Below are 18,223 nucleotides of genomic sequence, written 5' to 3' on the forward strand. Positions count from 1 at the left end.
TCCTTTTAGTATTTATTGAGTTTGTTATATTGAATAAAATAATTAGATACAAAAAAGATAATACTCACTGCTAAAAATCCGTAATTAAGACTGTTCTCAAAGTAATTTGAATTTACAAAATGATAATCATATAGTTCCGATATACCAATCAATATCAGCACTATAGCAAAGGGTATAAGTATAAGCATAACAAGTAAATAAGTTAAAAAAGAGATATACTCAGATTTTTGTTCCGTGTACCGTTTAAATGCAATAGGCACTGCTAGAAAATTTAAAGTTATATAAGAAAAAGGTAAAGTAAAACTAATATTAATCGTGTTCTTTGCTATATCAGAATTTGGCATATTATATAAAGATAAAATACTTGCACCTACTATAGTAAAAATGAGTATCGTTAAATAGTTTGCATTTAACAATGCTTTTTTAGAGACCGGAAGACTTCCAAAAAAATCATACGTATGCTTATGCCCTAATTTGCTGTAAAAGCGAAATACATGACCAGAATCTAATAACGATACAAAAAGTAAAATCATAGCAACAGAAGCATACAGTGTTTGTGTGAAAGTATTATTATTGTCTATCACTAATTGTAATGGAGAAATAATTAACAAAATTGCATATAAAATAATGGTCCACTTACGTAATTTAAAATTTCTAATAAGTAAATTTTTCATCTAATATCCTCCTGTTGTTAAGATTCATCGATTTGGTGATTGTACTTGTGCGTACCTTTTTCAAGATAAACCATTAAATCCTCAATGGTTGGTTTAGTTATTGTAACGCTGCCACCAAAAATCTCACTAAATACATTCGCATGTTCTGTTAGAGCAATATATCCTGTTTTATGTTCTTCTAAATAATACGTTAATTGCTTTAATTCATCATCCAAATGCTGTGGATCACCTTTAACGACTTTAAATTTATTAAGGATATCATCTAAAAATTCATTTAATACAATTTCACCATTTTTAATATAAACTAAGTAATCTGCAATCTTTTCTAAATCAGAAATAATATGTGTTGAAATGAATACGGATTTATTTTCATCGATAAGCTCTTTTTGGATTATATCTAATACTTCATTTCTGACAATTGGGTCTAAACCTGATGTTGGCTCATCTAATATGAATAATTTAGCGTTATGACTAAAAGCAATAGCAATAGATAACTTCATTTTCATACCTGTAGAAAATGTTTTTATCTTTCTTTTATAAGGTAAATTAAACTTTTCAAGATAATCTAAAAACAGCGCATGATTCCAATGACTATAAAAAGGAGCAATATATGACTCAGCCTTTTTAATTGTCCATTTATCATTCAAATATAAATCAGAATAGATAAATCCTATCTTATTTTTTATATCAACTGCATTATCTTTCATTGTTTCATTAAAAATTAGAATTTCACCATTTTCTGGTTCAATTAAATCCATTATCATTCTAATTATCGTTGTTTTACCAACTCCATTGGAACCAATAAACCCTGTTACAAATCCTTGAGGAACACGAAAACTGATATCATTCAGTTCGAATGCTTTACGCCGATATGTTATAGCATTTAATTCTATTGCATTCATTCAGTGTCCTCCTCATAGATTATTGCTAAAATTTCTTGCAACTCACATAGTGGCATATCTATTGACTTAGCTTCGTTACTCATTGACTTAGCTAATGATTCAATCACTATAAATTGTTTTTCTTTCAATATTGCACTATCTTGTTCTTTTACATAAGTACCTTTACCTCTAATTGTATAAACAAATCCGTCTTTTTCTAAATCTTCATACGCCCGTTTAGTAGTAATCACACTTACACTTAGGTCTTGAGCGAGTTCTCTCATTGATGGTAAATCTTCACCTGGCGTCACATAACCTTTTAAAATATTCTCTTTAATTTGTTGTTTTATCTGTTCATAAATAGGGCTTTCGCTACTATTTTTCAGAAGTATTTTCATGGACGTCCTCCTTCACATCTGTATATATACAATATATACAATATATACAGTCTTGTAAACCCCATGTAACATTATAGTCCACAGTTAAAAATCATTTTTTAATGCATTTCACTACTATAATTATGATTCATAATAAAAAACAATGCTCTAATTAAGGTATAATATTTAGCTACCTCACTTAGAGCATTGTTTTAAAATTTTATTTTTTTTGCTGATTATTTCTTTGACGTCTATTATTATTTCTATTTATAAACGCACAAATCATAAACATAATTGCTGCAATCAACAATTTTATGCCAGAACTTTCATGACCAGTAGCCTGTAAATAATAACCAACGACAAACGATATCAATGCTATGATCACAAATATTTTTGTTAAATGTTTCATTTCCTTCACCTCGAACAATATCATTGTATCAAACTTCGACTTCAATTTCTAAAAGTGATGGTATGACTATCTCCTCTCAATTTCTATTTAATACAATAAAATATTATGTTTGCAGACTTTTATTTTTGATGATAAAATTATTTATGTATCCACGGATTATACTACACAACCCCAAGTCTGCGTCATCAGACTTGGGGTTTTTTTGTGTAAGGCCACCTATTTGTCTTTCCATTTTATTTCTAACCAAACACGGAATACCACAAGTAAGCTACCTGTCACCAAAGTTGTAATCATTTCTTGCCACCACGTATTCATACTACACCTCCCACAGAAAAAAGTACCATGTAGGGATTGGATGGCCTGTTTATATTCTAACATAAAACAGAACGTATGTTCGGTAAAAATATTAATTTTTACAAATTCACTTTAAAATACAGCCAAGACTTTAAATTTAATCAATTTAGAGATAATATAAGTATATCAATAAGTAAAGAGAGGCTGACCAACTATGAATCCATTAGCTTTAGATTTAAATGAACAGTTATCTAAATCAAATCCAGAGGTTGCAGATATGCTATCAGATCTTGGCAAATTAATGTACTATCCAAAAGGTATATTATCTCAATCTGCAGAAGCAAAATCTACACAATATAATGCAACAATTGGTATGGCAACTTACAGTGATAGTAAGATGTATGCCAATACTTTAAATGATATGTTTAACCATTTAGAGCCTGACGATATCTTCCCTTATGCACCACCACAAGGTATTGAACCCCTGCGCGATTTATGGCAACAAAAAATGCTAAAAGAAAATCCAGATTTAGATAAAAAAGATATGACTAGACCTATTCTTACAAATGCTTTAACTCATGGTTTATCATTAGTTGGCGATATGTTCGTTGATAGTGGTGATACATTATTATTACCTACTCATAACTGGGGTAATTACAAACTTGTTTATAGTACTAGACATAATGCTGAAATCGAAACATACGATATTTTTGATGAAGAAGGTCACTTTACGACTGAAGCATTAGTCAATACTTTAGAAAATTATAAAAAAGATAAAGTTATCTTAATATTAAACTATCCAAATAATCCTACGGGTTATACACCTACTCAAGATGAAGTTACAACAATTGTTAATGCTATTAAATCACTTGCAGAACGTGGTACAAACGTAATTGCATTAGTCGATGATGCTTATTATGGCTTATTCTATGAAGATGTATATACACAATCTTTATTTACGGCTTTAACAAACTTACACTTAGACAATATCTTGCCTATCCGTTTAGATGGTGCAACTAAAGAATTTTTTGCTTGGGGATTACGCGTAGGTTTCATCACTTTCGGCGTAAACAATGAAATAACAAAACAAGTGCTAGAAGCCAAAGTCAAAGGTATGATTCGTAGTAATATTTCAAGCGGGCCTATGCCTTCTCAAAGCGCAGTAAAATATGTATTAGAACATAGTGAAACATTTAATAAAGAAATCCAACAAAATATAGACACATTACAAGCAAGATATGAAGTAACAAAAGCTGTCGTTTATGATGATAAATATGCACAGTTTTGGCAGCCCTATGACTTCAATTCAGGTTATTTCATGGCTTTACAAGTTAAAGATGTAGATCCAGAACAATTACGTAAACACCTCATTGATCAATACTCTATTGGGATTATCGCACTCAATGCTACAGATATACGTATTGCCTTTAGTTGTGTAGAAAAAGACGATATTCCACATGTCTTTGATACTATTGCCAAAGCTATTGCAGATTTACAAAATTAATTACTATATTTTACTTTATGCACAAATAAAAGAGATGGATCGCCTAAATTCAGGTGACCCATCTCTTTTATTTTTATTATTGTTGTTGTCTTAACAAACGTGACATTTCTTCTATTTTACCAGCATGTATAGGAATATGAATGGCATTTAAAACCAATAGTTCATCTAATGTACTACAACCAGCTATAGTTTCTGTAAGTTCTGCTTCTAACTGCTGATCAGTTAATTTTCTTGCACGTTCACCTAATGTTTTAAGGTGAGTAAATATTTCGTCAACACTCGGAATATCTGCATCTCCCCACTTATCTGGAGACGAACCATAACCAAATAGTTTTGTATATTTTGCTACATCCACTTCATTTTGTTCGCATAATGATAGAACTGTTTCAAATATTGTTAAAACGTGACCATATTGCCAATGGATCGTATTTGGAAAAGCGTCTATTTTATCATCAAGTACTTGTTCATTATTCCAGTTGTCGTATCCCGTAATAATATAATTTATACCTGAATCGATAACCTCATAAACTGATTTATTTGTCATAATTTAGCTCCCTTTCGTTTTCAAAGTTTAAAACGATTCACATCACAGCATCTATGTAGCAAAGACTATTCCATCTCTACCCTATATTAATATTTATTATTCACTTATTGATATACTTATTTTTTAATAAATTAGATATAAATTTCTTTTGAATATGAAAACGTTATAAAACCATCAAGTAAGCTCCTCACTATATTTAATATAGCGAGGAGCTTACCATAATGAAATATTAATAATTGTTCTATGTTTGGTTTGTGACGTAAAATTACATCATCCCTGGCATACCGCCCATGCCACCTGCTTGTGCCTCGTTGTTAGTTTCTTCTGGAATGCGAGCTACAACTGCTTCAGTTGTTAAGAACATTGCGGCAACGCTTGCTGCATGTTGTAATGAAGAACGCGTAACTTTAGTAGGATCAACAATTCCTGCTTCTAACATATTGCCCCACTCATTTGTAGCGGCATTGAAACCAACGTTAACTTCTGCATTTTTAAGTCTTTCAACAATGATAGATCCTTCCAGACCAGCATTTTCAGCAATTTGGCGAACAGGTGCTTCTAATGCTTTTAATACGATATTAATACCTGTAGCAACATCGCCTTCAGCATCGATTTGTGCAACCTTGTCGTAAATATTCATAAGTGCTGTACCACCGCCGGCAACAATACCTTCTTCAACTGCTGCTCTAGTAGAATTCAAAGCATCTTCAATACGTAATTTACGTTCTTTCAATTCTGTTTCGCTCGCTGCACCAACTTTAATTACTGCAACACCACCAGCGAGTTTCGCTAAACGTTCTTGTAATTTTTCTTTATCGAATTCAGAATCAGTCTCTTCAATTTGTGATTTGATTTGACTCACACGTGCATCAATACTATTTTGGTCACCATTACCATCTACAATTGTTGTATTATCTTTAGTAATTTCAGCTTTATTTGAAGTACCTAACATATCAATTGTTGCATCTTTTAACTCTAATCCTAAGTCATCAGTAATAACTTGTGCACCAGTTAAGATGGCTAAATCTTCTAACATTGCCTTACGACGATCTCCAAATCCAGGTGCCTTAACAGCAACTGCTGTAAATGTACCACGCATACGGTTAAGCACGATGTTAGTAAGTGCATCTCCTTCTACATCATCTGCAACAATTAAGATCGGTCTACTTGCTTGAACAACTTGTTCTAATAATGGAAGAATGTCTTGGAAAGAAGAAATTTTCTTATCAGTAATTAAAATATATGGTCTTTCAAGTTCAGCTACCATTTTATCTGAATCTGTGACCATGTATGGTGACTGATAACCACGATCAAATTGCATACCTTCAACGACTTCTAATTCAGTATTAAATCCACTAGATTCTTCAATTGTAATGACACCATCGTTGCCAACTTTTTCCATCGCTTCTGAAATGTATTTACCAATTTCTTCATCCGCTGCAGAAATTGCGCCAACTTGTGCGATTTCATTTTTATTATCAACTTTTTGAGAAATTTCATGTAATGCATCGATTGCTACGTCTACAGCTTTATCAATACCTTGACGTAATCCTACTGGGTTTGCGCCACTCGTTACGTTTTTCAAGCCTTCTTGAATCATAGCTTGAGCAAGAACGGTAGCTGTTGTAGTACCATCGCCAGCAATTTCATTTGTTTTATTTGCAACTTCTTGAACTAGTTTGGCACCCATATTTTCATAAGGGTCTTCTAATTCGATTTCTTTTGCAATAGTAACACCATCGTTTGTAATAAGTGGTGACGTATACTCTTTATCTAATACAACATTACGTCCTTTTGGTCCAATTGTTACCTTCACGGCGTTAGCTAATTTATCAACACCTCTTAACATGGATTGACGTGCGTCTTCGGAAAATTTTAAATCTTTTGCCATATTATTTTTACCTCCATCATGTTCGTATTATTATATGTTTATTTTAAATTTTATTATGCTTCAATAACTGCTAATATATCGTCATCATTAACGATTAAGTATGTTTCGTCTCCACGTTTAACTTCTGTACCAGCAAACTGTTGGAATACTACTTTGTCGCCTTCTTTTACTTCAGGAGCAATTCGAGAACCATCTTCTAGAGTACGACCTGCACCTACTGCAATTATAGTACCTTCGTTAGATTTTTCTTTAGCGCTATCCGTTAAAACGATACCACTTTTTGTTGTTTGCTCTTGTTCTGTTTTCTGAATAACTACTCGACTACCTAATGGCTTTAACATTGAATGTTCCTCCTTAAAATAGTAAATCTTTTAGCACTTAAAGATTGTGAGTGCTAATCTACTTTCTATAATAATCAAATTTGGTCAATATTTCAAGTTAAAACTATTGAACTAAATTTTGTGTACCGAGCAGTTTTACGATAAAATAAATTATAATCTAATTTTTGGAGGTTCATTATGTCTCGTATATGGGTGTCCATTTTGACATTAATTATTTACGGACTTGCACAATTTGGTGTTGCTTTCATACAAATGGCAGGTTTATTTAACAATTTTACTGGCAAAGAGCTTCTCTTTGCTAATATTTACGCGCAAGTAGCATTATTTATTATTGCAGCAGTTATCATTATTATTATAAATAATTTCATAGCTAATCCTACACGTTTAGAACAACAACCCAAAGAGAAAAAACGGTATGTTATTCTTTGGGCAATTATAGGTTATGTTATCGTAATGATTTACCAAGTTGTTGCTGGCGTAATCAACATGTACGTATTTGGTGCGCCTAATAAAAGTCCTAACACTGAAAGATTAATGAAGGTAGCAAATGAAATACCTATATTTATTATTTTAATTTCAATTGTTGGACCTATTTTAGAGGAATTTGTCTTTAGGAAGGTAATCTTCGGAGAATTATATAATATTATGAAGGGGAATAAAACTTTACGTTTCCTTGTAGCTGCAATTGTAAGTTCAATTATCTTTAGCGCTGCTCATGGTGATCCTTCATTCTTCATGATTTACTTTGGTATGGGCTTCATCTTTGCTGCTTTATATACCTATACTAAGCGAATCTGGGTTCCAATCCTTGTACATATAATGCAAAATGGGTTTGTAGTTATTATACAAGTCTTCCTTGGACCTGAAAAAATAAAAGAGCTACAAGAATCAGCTTCTTTTATTCTTCATTTCCTTTATTAATATGGATATGGATAGACTATAAAAGGCAGTGCTCATTAGTAAATGAGCACTGCCTTTTTATTATTTTAGATGATTCTTCAATCCAAATTTAGTATTACTACTTTTTATTTTTACGATGTACAAAATAACCAACAACCATACCTATAAATATCATAATCATTGCTGTCATTAGCGCAAATAAGGTTCTCTCAAATTTTATATCAATGGTATCTGAGGCTTCTTTTTCTTTTGTATGGGTCATCTCTTCATCGCTACTAGAATGATATTCGTATTTACCAGTTAAAGCTTTACCTTCTGGTTTTTTCAAATCCGGCATCGTTCCAATATCTCCTGTAATTAATGCTAAAACTTGTTTATCTAAGTTCTTATAATAGTCACTAGACTTTAAAGGATTAAAATATTGGAACTTAAAATAATTCGTATCTTTTTGTAACTTATTTAAATAAGAATTATCAGCAAAATCTTGTTTTCTTAAAATCGCTGAAATATCTTTATCTGATACTTTGTCTACATTATTATTTAACTGCCTTACTTGATTTAATACAAATGGATTATATTTAAAAGACCCTACTGACATTTGATTAAATCTACTAATCAATTGTCCATCATCTGAGTCCTCGTTCTTTTCTTCATCATTTACAGCTAAATCACTATAAGTGATATTATCCTCATTATTCCCTGAAACATATTGCGTGGATGCATTACTATGTTCATTGCTACTAAGATTTTGGTCATTCTCATTGTTATCAATAGTTTGAGACGATTTTGTCTTTTCTGTAGTGTTTGACTCATGAGTAGCACTTTCACTTGGTTTAATAGTTGTTAATGAATTTGAAGACCCCATTGACTTATTAGACTTGGATGATTCTATTGGATTGGCTAGTATACTACTGCTTGTGTTGGTAGGTTCGGTAGCATGCCCTCCTGTATTACTTTTACTATCATCTGATTGATTTAGCTCTGTCGGATTATTTGGGGCGCTATTGTTTTGATTTGTACTACCTGATGATGTAGTTTTATTTGAATCATCGGGTTGTGAAGTGTCTCCTACCCCATCATCGCTCGGGTTATCTGGTTGCGTTGGCTCTCCTGTTCCGCCATCACTTGGTTTATCTGGTTCTGTTGGTTTCTCGGTTCCATCACTGTTGTCTTGACCCGTATCATCGGGTTGTGAAGTGTCTCCTGTTCCATCATCGCTCGGTTTATCTGGCTCCGTTGGTTCCTCGGTTCCATCACTGTTGTTTTGATCCGTATCATCGGGCTTTGAAGTGTCTCCTGCTCCATCATCGCTCGGTTTATCTGGTTGTGTTGGTTCCTCGGTTCCATCACTGTTATCTTGATCCGTATCATCGGGCTTTGAAGTGTCTCCTGCTCCATCATCACTCGGGTTATCTGGCTCCGTTGGTTCCTCGGCTCCATCGCTATTATCTTGATTCGTGTCATCGGGCTTTGAAGTGTCTCCTGTTCCGCCATCACTCGGATTATCTGGTTCTGTTGGTTTCTCAGTTCCGTCGCTATTGTCTTGATCCGTATCGTCGGGCTTTGAAGTGTCTCCTGTTCCATCATCACTCGGATTATCTGGTTCTGTTGGCTCCTCGGTTCCGCCATCACTTGGTTTATCTGGTTCTGTTGGTTTCTCGGTTCCATCACTGTTGTCTTGATCCGTATCATCGGGTTGTGAAGTGTCTCCTGCTCCATCATCGCTTCGATTATCTGGTTGCGTTGGCTCCTCGGTTCCATCGCTATTGTCTTGATCCGTATCATCGGGTTGTGAAGTGTCTCCTGCTCCATCATCGCTTCGATTATCTGGTTGCGTTGGTTCCTCGGTTCCATCGCTATTATCTTGATCCGTGTCATCGGGTTGTGAAGTGTCTCCTGCTCCATCATCGCTTCGATTATCTGGTTGCGTTGGTTCCTCGGTTCCATCGCTGTTATCTTGATCCGTATCATTAGATTGTGAGGTATCTGTTATATTTTTCGTTTTATCACTACCACTCACTGCAGATACCACTTGAGCTGGATCTTCAACCAATCTTGGATGATTCATCCCTGAGCTATTCACTTTTTGTTGCATATCTTGGTTAGTATCATCATTCAATATATTTGAAGTCTCTTGATTATCATTTATTTCGCTATTAGTCCTTGAATTATTTTGCAGCTGATTATCCAATTGCTCACCTGCAGCATGTGTTGGTTTGGATACTAAGGTTGCACTTAAAGCAAATGCAAAGCTGGAAACTATCAATTTATGTGAAATATAATTTTTCATACACTCACCTCCTAAAAGAATTTTTCACTATCATAACTTAGTATATTAGAAATCGTAGTTTTTTTCATTAAAAGTAAGGTTTTGAAAGATAATATTAACCTTTTTGAAATTTTATGTAAAACCCTATTTACAAACTCGAATATAATTATTATACTTAATATATAAATTAGATTAAGAAGGAGTTTTCACAATGGGACTTTTTAGTAAAAATACAAGTAGCTTAACTACTTTTCAAAATGCAATAGAATCAAGACGTACAATCTATAGCTTAGATCAAGATATTTCAATTTCTGACAATGAGGTAGAAAGCATTATAGAGCATGCAATCAAACACGTACCGTCTTCATTTAACTCTCAATCAACAAGAATTGTATTGTTATTAAATGATAACCATAATAAATTTTGGAACATTGCTAAAGATGAACTGAAAAAAGTTATGGGCGATGACCGTGATTTCCAACCTACTTCTGATAAAATTGATAACTTCAAACATTCACACGGCACAGTCCTCTACTTTGAAGATCAAGAAGTAATTGAAGGTTTACAGAATCAAATGCCTAATTATGCTGAGAATTTTGCTATTTGGTCAAGCCAAACAAATGCAATGCACCAATTTGCAATTTGGACTGCTTTGAGTACTGAAGGCGTAGGGGCATCATTACAACACTATAATCCATTAGTTGACGCAGCTGTAACTGAAACTTTCGAAATTCCTAACACATGGAAATTAGTAGCACAAATGCCTTTCGGGAATATTCGTGAAGAAGCTGGCGATAAAGAATTTCATGATGTAAGCAAACGCTTTTTAGTTAGAAAATAATTAATATAGCTAAATAATCATTTATAAATCAAAATAAAACTGTCGATAATGACCCTTTCATTATCGACAGTTTTATTATTTGTTACTTATGATTGAATTGAACTATTTAAAAAATCTTATATTAATTTTGAATTATACATTTATATCTAGTATATTTGTCCTAACACTAAGCTAAGGGGCGATAGAGATGAATATAGAAATATTTCAATTTAAAGTTGAACCAGCCAATGTTTCTTTAAATGAAGAAACAATTACAAATTGGTTTGCAGAATATGTCACGTCAGAAACAGATATCGTAGTCTTACCAGAAATGTGGAACAATGGTTATGCCCTACCCCAATTAAAAGAATTATCAGATAATCAATTATCAAGAAGTTTTGAATTTATTTCCAAACTCGCTATCCAATATAAAGTCGATGTCATTGCAGGATCTGTATCAAATAATTTAAAAGGCGATATTTATAACACTGCTTTTGCAGTATCAAGAAATGGTTATTTGATCAATAGCTATAATAAAGTCCACCTTGTACCAATGCTCAATGAACCTAGTTATTTATCTGCTGGAAATGCTGTGCCCGAAGCATTCACCTTATCTAATGGAGCAAAAGTAACACAAATTATATGTTACGATCTCCGCTTTCCCGAATTACTACGCTATCCCGCTAGAAAGGAAGCACAAATTGTGTTTTACGTTGCTCAATGGCCTGAAGTAAGAGTAGATCATTGGATCGCCCTTTTAAAAGCACGTGCAATTGAAAATGATATATATGTTGTAGCTTGTAATGGTTGTGGCGATGATGGAAAGACTCAATATGCAGGACATTCTCTTGTAATTAATCCAAATGGTGAAATTATTGCACAATTAAAAGATAAACCTGACCATTTATCATGTTCATTAGATTTAGATGAAGTCACAGCACAACGTGAAGCAATACCTGTCTTTAAAAACTTAAGACCACATTTATATAAATAATAGCATAATAAAAACCGTGAGCTTGGGAGGGGCTCACGGTTTTTGTAACTTATTATTAAGGGAATGTTTTACAGTTATTTCTCTATCTATTTTTGGGGATGTTATTAATTATGAAAAAAATTTAGTGAATTTACCGATTATAATGATAAATTGAATGATGTTTACGATAGCTTACATGTTAATCCTTTAAATTGTCTCTGTTATAGACAATGTTAAAATGTTATTTGACTTGAGACTGGGAAGGGTCTACAAATCTAAATAGAATCCGCTTTGAGATTGGGGATGTTCTTCAAATGCGAATAATTAAAATGATTCTTGATTCGAGACTGGGAAAGGTCTACAAATCCAAGTAATTAAATGAAACTCGATTAGAGACTGGGAAAGGTCTGCAAATCTGAATAATTAAAATGATTCTCGATTAGAGACTGGGAAGGTCTACAAATCTGAAATAAATACAAGTCGATAGGAGAATTGGGAATATTCTACAAATCAAACAAGTTTGCTTAATAAATTAAGCACTTATGTACTTGTTAGTACTATTTTACAAAACCACTAATTGCTGCTGGAATGTCATTTGTCACTACATCAGCCTCCTCTGTTTGTATTCAAAGAATTGAAAAACGAGAACTAATTTGTAACTATAACAACTATACGAAAAAAGTAGAGCTACAATATTAGTTAATTAATTAGGCCCCTGCTCTTAAGCCTAATTAACATCATCATTCAAACAAAAGTTATTAGATGATTTGTAAAATGTTTATCACTTCTTTGTGATACAAGTACATTAAACCATGTATTTTACGTACTTCGTTAAAAATTCCTTAACTTGTAATATTTTATTCTTAACTGTACAAAAATATATGTTAAAATTGAACAGATATAGATTTTCAACAGTTAGGAACACAAAATATACAGTTACGCAATAAGACGCCTAAAACTTAATTAAAATTGTATAATACGCATAAGGAGAGAAACGCAATGTCAAAGTTAATTGATAATAAAATTGATAAGTTTTCAAAATACTTACAACAGCGCAATAACTTAGAACACATTGAATATTTAAAGATGCGTTTGGGAATGCAAGTAGTTGTCAGTAACTTTTTTAAAGCATTAGTAACATATGGCGTTTCAATCCTATGCCATCTCTTTCTTTATACACTGACTGTACATTTATCATATTTTTTCATTAGACTATATGCACATGGAGCTCATGCAAAATCTTCATTACTATGTCATATGCAAAATTTATTATTTTTTGTTTTATTACCTTGGCTTTTAGGGTATATGAACGTGTCTAGTCTGTTTATGTATTCATTAGCAATCATTGGCTTTGTTGTTTTAGTAATTTATGCACCAGCAGAAACAAAAAAACAACCAATTCCAATAAGATTGAAAAAAAGAAAAAAATCCAAAACAATTGTCGTAACTTTATTATTATTAATTATTTCAGTTTTTTTCAAAGATTCTTACCAACAATTAATACTTTTGGGTATTGTATTAATTGCAGGAACTCAACTACCTATATTTTTCCCTAAGGAGGATGTTAAATCATGAATATTTTTGAATCTATTTTAAACTTATTTGCTAAATTTTTCTCAGTACTAGGTGTGATTGCAGGAGCAAAACCTTGCGGTGGTTTTTTTGATGAGCCTGAAGTACCATCAGAAATAACTAAATTGTACGAATAATGTTTCTTTAGAAAGTGTGTGGAAAATGGCAATCTTAAACTCAATAATTTTAACGTTATTTCAAGCAATAATTTTATTTGTCATCATAAAAATATTAAATAATATTAACTACAATTTCAGGGATTATATTTCTATTTTAGGGATTATAATCCCTTCTACTATTGTTTTTTACTTTTTCAATACTAAAGCTATGATCGTTTTATTGATAGGTTCAGCAATATTTATATATTTTAAGAACAAAGTTATTGGTCTTGTTTCTATTTTAATTATTTTCTTCATTTTATATATAGCAAATTTTTTATCAATCTGGTTAGCTGCAATGATTTATGATTATATAGAAACTAGTTTGATTTTTAATATATTATATTTAATTATTTTTGCTATAATAACTTTATTTTTTTCATTTATAGCCAGATTTTTCATGAATCAGCTATTAAGATCTGATTTATCATTAAATAAAATTTATTTAAGTATTGTTGGTACTTTACTTTTGATAGCCTTGTTATTACTTTATTCTTATGTTCCTAATAAAATAATGTCCTTTGCTGATATTAAATTTGTAGTTGTAATGTATGCTGTTTTCATAATTACGATTGCTATACTCATTATTACTATCTCTTTTAGTATTATTCGACAAATTCAGTACAAGCGTAATATGCAGGAAATTGAAAATTATTATAAATATACTCTACAAATAGAAAATATTAATAATGAGATGCGTAAATTCCGTCATGATTATGTGAACATACTATCTACTATGTCTGAATTCATTAGGGAAAGTGATATGGACGGTTTAAAAAAATATTTCAACGAAGAAATTTTACCTATGCAAGATAGTATGCAAATGAACACTATAAAAATTAACGGTATTGAAAACCTAAAAGTCCGTGAAATCAAGGGTCTATTAACAACAAAGATATTACAAGCGCAAGAAAAAAGTATTAGAATTAGTATAGAAGTGCCAGAACCTATAGAGAGAATTGATATGCCTATTATTAATTTAAGCAGAGTCATTGGCATCGTACTTGATAATGCAATAGAAGCTTCAGAAAAAATAGAAGACGATCCACTTATTCGTATTGCTTTCATTAAAGACAATGATGATTCAGTAATGTTTATTGTGATGAATAAATGTGAACCGAATATGCCACGTATCCACACACTCTTTCAAGAGAATTTCTCTACAAAAGGTAAAAATCGTGGTCTAGGGTTATCTACTTTAAAAGAGTTGACTGATGCCACATCTAATGTTTTATTAGATACAACCATTGATAATGACTACTTTATTCAAAAAGTAGAAATTTTAAATTCTGACTCATAAGGATGTGAAAACATGAAAATATTCATATGTGAAGATGATGCAAGACAACGTGAAAATATGATATCAATCATCAACAACTACATCATGATTGAAGAGAAACCCATGCAAATTGAAGTTGCAACTGATGATCCTTATGAAATACTAGAACGTTCAAAAAACACGAGCGACATTGGATGTTACTTCTTAGATATTCAATTAAACTCTGATATTAATGGTATTAAACTCGCAAGTGAAATTCGTAAATATGATCCTGTCGGTAATATTATTTTTGTTACAAGTCATAGTGAACTTACCTATCTTACTTTCGTGTATAAAGTTGCTGCTATGGACTTCATCTTCAAAGATGACCCTGATGAATTAAAATCAAGAATTATTGATTGTCTTAATACCTCTGAATCTAGATTGAAACTACTTTCCAAAGAATCTAATGTGGAAACGATAGAATTAAAACGTGGCAGTAATTCAGTCTATGTTCAATATGATGATGTTATGTTTTTCGAATCCTCTACTAAATCACATAGATTAATTGCTCATTTAGATAATCGTCAAATCGAATTTTACGGCAATCTTAAAGAGCTGGATCAACTTGATGATAGATTCTTCCGATGTCATAATAGTTTTGTTATAAATCGACATAACATAGAGTCTATAGATTCTAAATCACGTATTGTTTACTTTAAAAACAACGAACATTGCTATGCTTCAGTGAGAAATGTCAAGAAAATATAATACATAAAAAGAAGACTTAACATGTGATTATCCACCATGTTAAGTCTTCTTTTTATTGTTATTTAATCAAAGCTTTGTTTACTTCGTCTATAGTAGGAATACTTCCAATTGCTCCATATTGAGTTGTAACCATGGCTGCTACATAATTACTGAATTCAAGTATGGCATGACCATTATTTTTTAATAATTGAATTGGCTCATTACATTCGGAAGTCAATAATTTACTTATTAACGCACCAATAAAGGCATCACCTGCTCCAGTAGTATCAACGGCCGTCACTTTAAATCCTGGTTGTTCAATTACCGTGCCATCTTTCAAATAAATCACAGCCCCGTCTGGACCTTTCGTATAAACTACCGCTTCAACTTCACCTTGAAATAACCATTGAATAGCTTGTAGTTCTTCATTCTGACCAGTGACAAAAGTTAACTCTTCATCCGAAATTTTAACTATATTGGCAAGTGGTATGAATTCTTGAATTGCATGTTTACAATCCGCTTCGTTTTCCCATAGTGGCAATCGTACATTAGGATCAAAAACTATTGTGCCTCCTGCAATGCTCACTTTTTTAATTAAAGCTTTATGTGCTTGCTTCATTGGACTCTCCACTAAATCAACAGAACAAAAATGCAATACATCATCTTGTGTTACATCAATATCCTGAATATACTCTGGTTGATAGAGCATATCAGCGGAAGGCTTCCGATAAAAAGAAAAATCTCGTTCTCCTTCTTTTGTCAAACTGACAAAAGCTAATGCAGTATTGGCTTCGTTTGTACGTTTAATATAGTTGGTATTGACACCTATATCCTCTATTGTTTCTACAATTAAATCACCAAATGCATCATTACCTAATTGGGTAATCATTTCAGCTTTACCACCTAATTTAGTAGTAGCACTCGCTACATTGCAAGGTGCGCCTCCTACTTGTCTCGAAAATCCTTCGACATCTTTTAATTTAGAGTCTGTCGTATTAGGTATAAAATCAATTAAAGCTTCGCCAATCGCTAATAGTCGTTTCATCCTTCATCATCCTTCAAATCATATTTTGTAAATCTAAGGTATACTTGTCCTGATTCTGTGGAAGCTTTTATACCAGTAGCATCATCATCTGTAAATATTCTTGAGGTCATTACACGTTCACCGTTATTACAAAAGATTTCAATACTTGAAGTATCAATAAATATTTGTAAATTTGATAATGGCGTATCTAAATAGGTACTACGTGTAGTACCATCAACGTGTTCTGGTAGTTTGCCACTTTCACTTCGGTCTAATGTTACTTTCTTTGCTCTAGTATTATAAGTAATCAAAGTTGTTTGAGATTTAGACGTTCGTACTTCGAAATATATTTCTGTAGCTTCATTTTCCAATATATCAATAATTAGTTCATACTGTTTACCATCATAAGGATGTAATTGTCTGGTGAATTTATTGGCATAACCTAAAGCCGTTTCTTTATTTGTTCTTAATTGTTCGAGGGCTTTAATAGGTCGTTGCTTTAAGTTGCCTTCTTCAACCGAGAGCACACGAGGTATGGTTAAACAATGCGCCCATCCATCTTTATCAGAAGGATAATTTATTTCTGGCAACCCCATCCAACCTATTAAGATACGTTGACCATTTTCGTCTAAAAATGTTTGAGGCGCATAAAAATCAAACCCATAATCTAATTCATGAAAATCTGCGTGATTCATTTTCAACTGATTGAGATCATATTGTCCCATAATATAACCAGATTGATAAATATTTCGAAATTGCTCACCAGATGGTTCAATACCTTGTGGACAGAATAGCATTAAATCATGACCATCTAAATCAAAATAATCTGGACATTCCCACATATAACCAAACGCTTCTAAATTGGTTTGAATCTCACCTTGTAATTCCCAATTCACAATATCTGTAGAATAATATTGTAGAATTCTACCTTGCTCTAAATCATTTTGAGCAGCTATTATTGCATAGAAAACACCATCTTTAGTAAATACTTTAGGATCTCTGAAGTGTTGGGTATATCCTTCTGGTGGTGCACTAATGACTGCTTTGGGAAACTTTTCTACACTCCCATCATGATTTACTTTTGCTATGTGTTGTGTGGAAATTCTATTCCAGTCATCATCACGGTGATTTGCTGTATACATGTAATATAAATTGCCATTATATTCAAAGGCGCTACCGCTATATACCCCATGACTATCATCTCTCGTATCTGGCTTCAACGATGGCCCTTCCGCATTAAAATGTATCAAATCTTTACTTGTATATGTATACCAATATTTTAAACCATGCACTGGACCTAAAGGAAACCATTGATGCGATACATAATAAACCCCATTAAAATATATCAATCCATTGGGATCATTCAGTAATCCAGTCTTAGGTTGAATATGAAATGTTTGTCTATATTTAGATTTTTCAACTTGATCAGTTAATATATCAATCGTTTGTTGATCGACCTCCTCATATCTTTGATAGCGTTTTTCTCTCGTCCATTCAGTCATTACAATTTCCTCCTACTATCAACATTTTAACTTTAGTATGTTTATTTTCTGTTTTTGGTACCGGTTCCATATAATTCTATTA

Annotated in this window: 19 protein-coding genes; 8 read left to right on the top strand and 11 right to left on the bottom strand. The window is 32.4% G+C overall.

Annotated features, from left to right (window positions below):
* Window positions 1-5 precede the first annotated feature (5 nt).
* From pmtB to BK821_RS13735, 5 genes are all read right to left on the bottom strand, one after another.
* A complete protein-coding gene (gene pmtB, locus BK821_RS11350) occupies window positions 6-674 on the bottom strand; it encodes a phenol-soluble modulin export ABC transporter permease subunit PmtB (RefSeq protein WP_046837561.1) in 669 nt (222 codons plus the stop codon).
* 17 nt (window positions 675-691) lie between these two features.
* Complete coding sequence (gene pmtA / locus BK821_RS11355; RefSeq protein ID WP_046837560.1) at window positions 692-1,576, bottom strand: phenol-soluble modulin export ABC transporter ATP-binding protein PmtA; 885 nt, start codon at window positions 1,574-1,576, stop codon at window positions 692-694.
* A complete protein-coding gene (gene pmtR / locus BK821_RS11360; RefSeq protein ID WP_071331688.1) occupies window positions 1,573-1,953 on the bottom strand; it encodes a PSM export ABC transporter transcriptional regulator PmtR in 381 nt (126 codons plus the stop codon). Before pmtR ends, pmtA begins: the two co-directional genes overlap by 4 nt.
* A 199-nt stretch (window positions 1,954-2,152) precedes the next feature.
* A complete protein-coding gene (locus tag BK821_RS11365) occupies window positions 2,153-2,341 on the bottom strand; it encodes an SE1626 family protein (RefSeq protein WP_046837558.1) in 189 nt (62 codons plus the stop codon).
* Window positions 2,342-2,557: 216 nt separating this feature from the next.
* Complete coding sequence (locus BK821_RS13735) at window positions 2,558-2,656, bottom strand: Trp-rich small protein (protein WP_226956541.1); 99 nt, start codon at window positions 2,654-2,656, stop codon at window positions 2,558-2,560.
* Between the two features lie 193 nt (window positions 2,657-2,849).
* Between BK821_RS13735 and BK821_RS11370 the strand changes: the two genes are divergently transcribed.
* On the top strand, window positions 2,850-4,139 hold the full coding sequence (locus tag BK821_RS11370) for an aminotransferase class I/II-fold pyridoxal phosphate-dependent enzyme (protein ID WP_046837557.1): 1,290 nt from the start codon (window positions 2,850-2,852) through the stop codon (window positions 4,137-4,139).
* A 76-nt stretch (window positions 4,140-4,215) separates the two neighbouring features.
* On the opposite strand, the gene BK821_RS11375 is transcribed toward BK821_RS11370, so the two are convergent.
* The 3 genes from BK821_RS11375 to groES all read right to left on the bottom strand — a co-directional run bounded on the left by BK821_RS11375 (window position 4,216) and on the right by groES (window position 6,915).
* Complete coding sequence (locus tag BK821_RS11375; protein ID WP_046837556.1) at window positions 4,216-4,683, bottom strand: DinB family protein; 468 nt, start codon at window positions 4,681-4,683, stop codon at window positions 4,216-4,218.
* 265 nt (window positions 4,684-4,948) lie between these two features.
* Window positions 4,949-6,574: a chaperonin GroEL gene (groL, locus tag BK821_RS11380; RefSeq protein WP_046837555.1), complete on the bottom strand. Its 1,626-nt coding sequence runs from the start codon at window positions 6,572-6,574 to the stop codon at window positions 4,949-4,951.
* A 53-nt stretch (window positions 6,575-6,627) separates the two neighbouring features.
* Window positions 6,628-6,915, bottom strand: coding sequence for a co-chaperone GroES (groES, locus tag BK821_RS11385; RefSeq protein ID WP_046837554.1), 288 nt, complete (start codon window positions 6,913-6,915; stop codon window positions 6,628-6,630).
* A 177-nt stretch (window positions 6,916-7,092) separates the two neighbouring features.
* Between groES and mroQ the strand changes: the two genes are divergently transcribed.
* Window positions 7,093-7,836, top strand: coding sequence for an intramembrane glutamic endopeptidase MroQ (gene mroQ, locus BK821_RS11390; protein ID WP_046837553.1), 744 nt, complete (start codon window positions 7,093-7,095; stop codon window positions 7,834-7,836).
* Window positions 7,837-7,933: 97 nt separating this feature from the next.
* On the opposite strand, the gene BK821_RS11395 is transcribed toward mroQ, so the two are convergent.
* The gene (locus BK821_RS11395) at window positions 7,934-10,105 is read right to left on the bottom strand and encodes an SdrH family protein (protein ID WP_071331689.1); all 2,172 of its coding nucleotides are present in this window, start codon (window positions 10,103-10,105) and stop codon (window positions 7,934-7,936) included.
* Window positions 10,106-10,295: 190 nt separating this feature from the next.
* Between BK821_RS11395 and BK821_RS11400 the strand changes: the two genes are divergently transcribed.
* From BK821_RS11400 to agrA, 6 genes are all read left to right on the top strand, one after another.
* Complete coding sequence (locus BK821_RS11400) at window positions 10,296-10,925, top strand: nitroreductase family protein (protein WP_071331690.1); 630 nt, start codon at window positions 10,296-10,298, stop codon at window positions 10,923-10,925.
* A 187-nt stretch (window positions 10,926-11,112) separates the two neighbouring features.
* On the top strand, window positions 11,113-11,898 hold the full coding sequence (locus BK821_RS11405) for a carbon-nitrogen family hydrolase (protein ID WP_046838136.1): 786 nt from the start codon (window positions 11,113-11,115) through the stop codon (window positions 11,896-11,898).
* 978 nt (window positions 11,899-12,876) lie between these two features.
* Window positions 12,877-13,452, top strand: a complete 576-nt coding sequence (locus BK821_RS11410) for an accessory gene regulator AgrB (RefSeq protein WP_046838135.1) — start codon at window positions 12,877-12,879, stop codon at window positions 13,450-13,452.
* Complete coding sequence (agrD, locus tag BK821_RS11415) at window positions 13,449-13,586, top strand: cyclic lactone autoinducer peptide AgrD (RefSeq protein WP_046838134.1); 138 nt, start codon at window positions 13,449-13,451, stop codon at window positions 13,584-13,586. Before BK821_RS11410 ends, agrD begins: the two co-directional genes overlap by 4 nt.
* A 25-nt stretch (window positions 13,587-13,611) precedes the next feature.
* Complete coding sequence (gene agrC, locus BK821_RS11420; protein WP_046838133.1) at window positions 13,612-14,907, top strand: quorum-sensing sensor histidine kinase AgrC; 1,296 nt, start codon at window positions 13,612-13,614, stop codon at window positions 14,905-14,907.
* Window positions 14,908-14,919: 12 nt separating this feature from the next.
* Window positions 14,920-15,636 carry a quorum-sensing response regulator AgrA gene (agrA, locus tag BK821_RS11425; RefSeq protein ID WP_069824785.1) on the top strand — a complete coding sequence of 239 codons (717 nt, stop codon included), beginning with the start codon at window positions 14,920-14,922 and terminating at the stop codon, window positions 15,634-15,636.
* Window positions 15,637-15,694: 58 nt separating this feature from the next.
* Here agrA and BK821_RS11430 read toward each other — a convergent pair whose 3' ends face one another.
* Window positions 15,695-16,660, bottom strand: a complete 966-nt coding sequence (locus BK821_RS11430) for a carbohydrate kinase family protein (RefSeq protein WP_071331691.1) — start codon at window positions 16,658-16,660, stop codon at window positions 15,695-15,697.
* Window positions 16,657-18,141, bottom strand: a complete 1,485-nt coding sequence (locus BK821_RS11435; RefSeq protein ID WP_071331692.1) for a sucrose-6-phosphate hydrolase — start codon at window positions 18,139-18,141, stop codon at window positions 16,657-16,659. Before BK821_RS11435 ends, BK821_RS11430 begins: the two co-directional genes overlap by 4 nt.
* Window positions 18,142-18,223 lie beyond the last annotated feature (82 nt).

Origin of the sequence: Staphylococcus sp. LCT-H4, from assembly GCF_001866145.1 — a bacterium.
Classification (GTDB): Bacteria; Bacillota; Bacilli; order Staphylococcales; family Staphylococcaceae; genus Staphylococcus; species Staphylococcus succinus.

Excerpts from the sequence above, each read along its gene's own strand:
- pmtB (WP_046837561.1), bottom strand. The coding sequence starts at position 674 with ATGAAAAATTTACTTATTAGAAATTTTAAATTACGTAAGTGGACCATT.
- pmtA (WP_046837560.1), bottom strand. The coding sequence starts at position 1,576 with ATGAATGCAATAGAATTAAATGCTATAACATATCGGCGTAAAGCATTC.
- pmtR (WP_071331688.1), bottom strand. The coding sequence starts at position 1,953 with ATGAAAATACTTCTGAAAAATAGTAGCGAAAGCCCTATTTATGAACAG.
- BK821_RS11365 (WP_046837558.1), bottom strand. The coding sequence starts at position 2,341 with ATGAAACATTTAACAAAAATATTTGTGATCATAGCATTGATATCGTTT.
- BK821_RS13735 (WP_226956541.1), bottom strand. The coding sequence starts at position 2,656 with ATGAATACGTGGTGGCAAGAAATGATTACAACTTTGGTGACAGGTAGC.
- BK821_RS11370 (WP_046837557.1), top strand. The coding sequence starts at position 2,850 with ATGAATCCATTAGCTTTAGATTTAAATGAACAGTTATCTAAATCAAAT.
- BK821_RS11375 (WP_046837556.1), bottom strand. The coding sequence starts at position 4,683 with ATGACAAATAAATCAGTTTATGAGGTTATCGATTCAGGTATAAATTAT.
- groL (WP_046837555.1), bottom strand. The coding sequence starts at position 6,574 with ATGGCAAAAGATTTAAAATTTTCCGAAGACGCACGTCAATCCATGTTA.
- groES (WP_046837554.1), bottom strand. The coding sequence starts at position 6,915 with ATGTTAAAGCCATTAGGTAGTCGAGTAGTTATTCAGAAAACAGAACAA.
- mroQ (WP_046837553.1), top strand. The coding sequence starts at position 7,093 with ATGTCTCGTATATGGGTGTCCATTTTGACATTAATTATTTACGGACTT.
- BK821_RS11395 (WP_071331689.1), bottom strand. The coding sequence starts at position 10,105 with ATGAAAAATTATATTTCACATAAATTGATAGTTTCCAGCTTTGCATTT.
- BK821_RS11400 (WP_071331690.1), top strand. The coding sequence starts at position 10,296 with ATGGGACTTTTTAGTAAAAATACAAGTAGCTTAACTACTTTTCAAAAT.
- BK821_RS11405 (WP_046838136.1), top strand. The coding sequence starts at position 11,113 with ATGAATATAGAAATATTTCAATTTAAAGTTGAACCAGCCAATGTTTCT.
- BK821_RS11410 (WP_046838135.1), top strand. The coding sequence starts at position 12,877 with ATGTCAAAGTTAATTGATAATAAAATTGATAAGTTTTCAAAATACTTA.
- agrD (WP_046838134.1), top strand. The coding sequence starts at position 13,449 with ATGAATATTTTTGAATCTATTTTAAACTTATTTGCTAAATTTTTCTCA.
- agrC (WP_046838133.1), top strand. The coding sequence starts at position 13,612 with ATGGCAATCTTAAACTCAATAATTTTAACGTTATTTCAAGCAATAATT.
- agrA (WP_069824785.1), top strand. The coding sequence starts at position 14,920 with ATGAAAATATTCATATGTGAAGATGATGCAAGACAACGTGAAAATATG.
- BK821_RS11430 (WP_071331691.1), bottom strand. The coding sequence starts at position 16,660 with ATGAAACGACTATTAGCGATTGGCGAAGCTTTAATTGATTTTATACCT.
- BK821_RS11435 (WP_071331692.1), bottom strand. The coding sequence starts at position 18,141 with ATGACTGAATGGACGAGAGAAAAACGCTATCAAAGATATGAGGAGGTC.